This window comes from Schaedlerella sp., assembly GCF_056796775.1.
In genome coordinates this window covers 10148-13878 of the sequence record NZ_JBQIKP010000077.1, presented here as the reverse complement: position 1 = coordinate 13878, position 3731 = coordinate 10148, and the positions used below count along the sequence as shown (strand labels likewise).

Annotated in this window: 5 protein-coding genes and 1 pseudogene; all 6 read left to right on the top strand. The window is 44.7% G+C overall.

Translation table 11 applies throughout. The features are described 5' to 3' along the window. Nucleotides 1–383 (top strand): DUF3795 domain-containing protein (locus ACTOY7_RS20620; protein ID WP_482672771.1); only part of this gene is annotated, 383 nt, incomplete at its 5' end. A 120-nt stretch (nucleotides 384–503) separates the two neighbouring features. After that, nucleotides 504–1316 (top strand): MerR family transcriptional regulator, encoded by an 813-nt coding sequence (locus ACTOY7_RS20615; RefSeq protein ID WP_016220573.1) that lies wholly within the window; start codon nucleotides 504–506, stop codon nucleotides 1314–1316. 119 nt (nucleotides 1317–1435) lie between these two features. Next, the gene (gene tsaA / locus ACTOY7_RS20610; RefSeq protein ID WP_016220572.1) at nucleotides 1436–1909 is read left to right on the top strand and encodes a tRNA (N6-threonylcarbamoyladenosine(37)-N6)-methyltransferase TrmO; all 474 of its coding nucleotides are present in this window, start codon (nucleotides 1436–1438) and stop codon (nucleotides 1907–1909) included. 185 nt (nucleotides 1910–2094) lie between these two features. Next, nucleotides 2095–2469, top strand: a pseudogene (locus ACTOY7_RS20605) (GyrI-like domain-containing protein); the annotation flags it as partial. A gap of 18 nt (nucleotides 2470–2487) precedes the next feature. Beyond that, nucleotides 2488–2625 carry a winged helix-turn-helix domain-containing protein gene (locus ACTOY7_RS20600; protein ID WP_081643956.1) on the top strand — a complete coding sequence of 46 codons (138 nt, stop codon included), beginning with the start codon at nucleotides 2488–2490 and terminating at the stop codon, nucleotides 2623–2625. Nucleotides 2626–2763: 138 nt separating this feature from the next. Next, on the top strand, nucleotides 2764–3731 hold a 968-nt coding region (locus ACTOY7_RS20595), incomplete at its 3' end, for an NTF2-like N-terminal transpeptidase domain-containing protein (RefSeq protein ID WP_482672770.1).

The following is a 3731-nucleotide window of genomic DNA, read 5'->3' as shown; positions in this document are numbered from 1 at the left end:
TCCAATGCAGCGAATACCCTTGCGAAAAATACGATCATATTGACGATTTTGATTCCTTTATAACACATCGAAATCGAAAATCCGATATGGAAAAGGCCAAACGCCTTGGAATAGACGCTTATAATGCAGAGCAGGCGGAAAAGGCCAACATTCTGGGGATTTTCCTATCCCAATATAATGATGGCCGTAAAAAGACACTCTTTTGCGTAGCCGTCAACCTGCTGGAGTTGCAAGAACTGCAAACGGTACTTAAAGAAATCGACCGTCAACCTGATATGGAAACACTGACGCTCAAAGAAAAAAGCGCTTTTGTTGCTGGATTACTACAGGATGCAGCGGCAACGAAAAATATTGATTTAAAGCTACACAAGAAAAAGAGATAATGTATTTGAAAAAGCGCCACATCACTATCAGTTAGCCAAAATAAATCTATATTACTTAATGCGAATTTCTGTTTGAAGTATCAAAAACTATGGATATAATGATAGATAGGTGGTGATAAAATGTTTAGAATAGGTGAATTTTCAAAGCTGGTGCAGGTATCTATTCGTATGCTTCGCTACTATGACGAGGTAGGACTTCTGACACCGGCAGAGGTTGACAAGTGGACGGGACACCGACTGTATTCAGTAAAGCAAATACCGCGTCTAAATAAGATTCTGTATTTGCGGGATAGTGGACTAAATGTTTCGGAAATTGCGCTTGCCCTGACGATGGACGAGCAATCACTTCTTGCACAACTTGACAAAAAGCGCATAGAGATAGAAAATGCAATACAGACCGAACGAGAAAAACTGCGGAAGATCGAACTTGCAAAAAGTGAAATACAGGGTGGTAAAGGAGAACTGCACTATAACATCTCCGTTAAGTCGATCCCCGCGTATCAGGTGCTATCCTTGCGGAAAGTTGTACCAAACTACTATTCCGAGGGCGACTTATGGAAAGAACTTTCTACTTTTACAGGTGCGCAAAAAATAGAAATAACGGGCAATACATTTTCCATTTATTACGATACAGAATTTCGAGAGACAGATGTTGATATTGAGCTATGCGCCCCGGTAAAGAAAATGGGAAAGACAAAAGAGCCGTTTTGTTTCCACATGACAGAACCAGTCCCGTATATGGCTTGCACAATGGTTTATGGCGATTTTGCAAATATAAAAGGTGCCTACCTTACCTTTGCCGAATGGTTGCAGACAAACAGCGAATACAAAATGTCTAACCCGATGCGCCAAATCGTGCATAGAGGTCCGTGGAATGAGAATAACTCTGAAAAATATTTGATTGAGCTTCAGATTCCGCTGGAACACGCATGATTGTATAGACTTTGAAATGTCCTGCTAAAAATGTAGGGCGTTTTTTATTTTTCCCTATTGCATCTCACATGATGTGAGGTCTTATACTGGTTTTACCAACAAAAGCAAGGAGGAAAAATATGACCTATCAATTAAAAGCCATTGGCAAAGTAAAAAATGATGAAAATGGAACATTTATTCAGTTAGAGCCGGAGTACATTCCCGGACTGCAAGCCTTAGAGGGCTTCAGCCACATCAATGTCCTTTGGTGGTTCAGCGATTGCGACAACGACGCAGACCGGAATGAATTACAGACAGAACAGCCCTATAAAGGTGCGCCCGAAGTCATGGGTGTATTTGCAACACGATCTCCTGCGCGTCCGAATCCTATTGCATTAACAGCGTCCGAAATTATTAACATTGATTTCAGTAACGGCATGATTCGTGTTACATTCATTGACGCAAATGACAATACGCCCGTGCTTGACATCAAGCCCTACACTCCGAGTTTTGACCGAGTTGAAACGCCTGGTGTTCCCGTATGGTGCAGCGAATGGCCGAAAAGTACAGAAGAGTCCGGCTATTTTGATTGGGGACAGGTATTCAAATTTTAAGAGGTGGCTTATGAAATTACAGGATTATGCGCAGAATAAGCCTAAGTCATCGGGGATATGTGGGTGTATCTCATTGAAAATGGCCGCATGGCAAAAGTAGCATTTCGCCTTTCTACTGCCTATCAAGGCAACCGACTTATGACAGAAGCGCTGGCGAGAGTAGCTATCTTCTGTTTTGAAGAAACAGAATTTCAATCGCAGCCAATCTAAATACTACTGTTGAAATGGGAATGTCCCATGCGGAAGGTACTGCACAAAACCTTTTCACTTATTTTGCAGGCGGCCTTGTCCAAAATATTCCGGACCGGCTGCAAGATGGTTTTGTTAAGAGAGAACTCTCGGCAGGAGAATACATCGTTTGCAGAGTCGAAGCAGAAAATTTTGAGAATTTGGTGACGGTAGCTTTGGATCAGGCCAGCAAGTACCTTTTTGGTACATGGTTGCAGCACCACAGTCTGGCCACAGAGCCCTTCTCTGCAGAGAAGTATTACAGAGATGCGGAGGATATGGCCTACATGGAAATTTGGGTTAAGCCCCTGTCGCTGAAAAATAAAAGCTAAGGAGGAAAATAGGGATGGATTGGAATTCGCTCTATTCAAAAGGAAAGAAGTTACTTTCGTAAGACAGTCAATAACCATGTAAGCAATCTGCGGAAGAAACTGAAAATCGCGCCGGATTCCCCGGACTACATCAAAAGCGTTGTTGGCGTTGGTTGAACAAATAATGAGGTTTGATTTTCTTGACACATAAATACTACAGGTGTAAGATATATGAAATAAAAGGTATTGTATCTACAGACGCAATGGAACATCCAACCGTACAGGTGGAATATTTTCATGAGGATGGAGGCAGATATGGAAAGGAAAAGGAGGCAGCCTTGCAAAAGGAATAAAAAGCGTATCCACATCGCTGCGGCTGTCCTGTCTGTAACCGCAGCATTTGCAGCAGTCTGCGGGATTGTTTATTTCATGAGGGGCAGCGGCCGGGAGACGCCGGAAGAGCTTCTTGTCAGATATATGGAACAGATTGGGCAGCAGGAATATGAGGAAATGTACCGGATGACGGATCCGGCCCATTCCGCATATACGGACAAGGAAGCTTTTATAAAACGGAATTCTGCTATTTATGAGGGAATAGAGATTGAAAATATCCGGGTCGAGGTTCTGGAAAATGATAGAAATAATAGCAGGGAACAGGATAACGTAGCTTACCAGATGTCCTTTGACACCCTTGCCGGCAATCTCCGGTTTGAAAACGAAATGCAATTTACAGATACGGAGGATGGATATAAAATCATTTGGCATGACGGCCTGATCTTCCCGGAGCTGGCCTCCGAAGACAAGGTGCGTATCGAATCAAGCCCGGCAGAGCGGGGGAAAATATTGGATCGGAATGAACGGATGCTTGCCGGGCCTGGAACCGCCTCATCAGTGGGACTCGTACCTGGAAGGCTGGAGGATCGGGAAAATGCCTTACATCAGTTATCCAGGCTGTTGGACATGGATCCGGAAACAATCCGGAACTGTCTGGACGCAGCCTGGGTGACGGAGGATTCCTTCGTTCCGCTCAAAACGGTTCCGAAGGTCAGTGAGCTTGATCTGATGGCGCTGGATCCGGAGGAAGATGTGCTTGCGGAGAAAGCACGGCAGGATGTGCTGCTTGCCATCCCGGGTGTCATGATCAGCGACGTGGAGGTGCGGACATATCCATTCGGTGCTGCAGCCGGGCATCTGACCGGCTATGTAAGAAATGTGACCGCCGAGGATCTGGAGGAGCATGCGGGGGAGGGTTACAACGAAAACAGCGTGATCGGCAAAAGCGG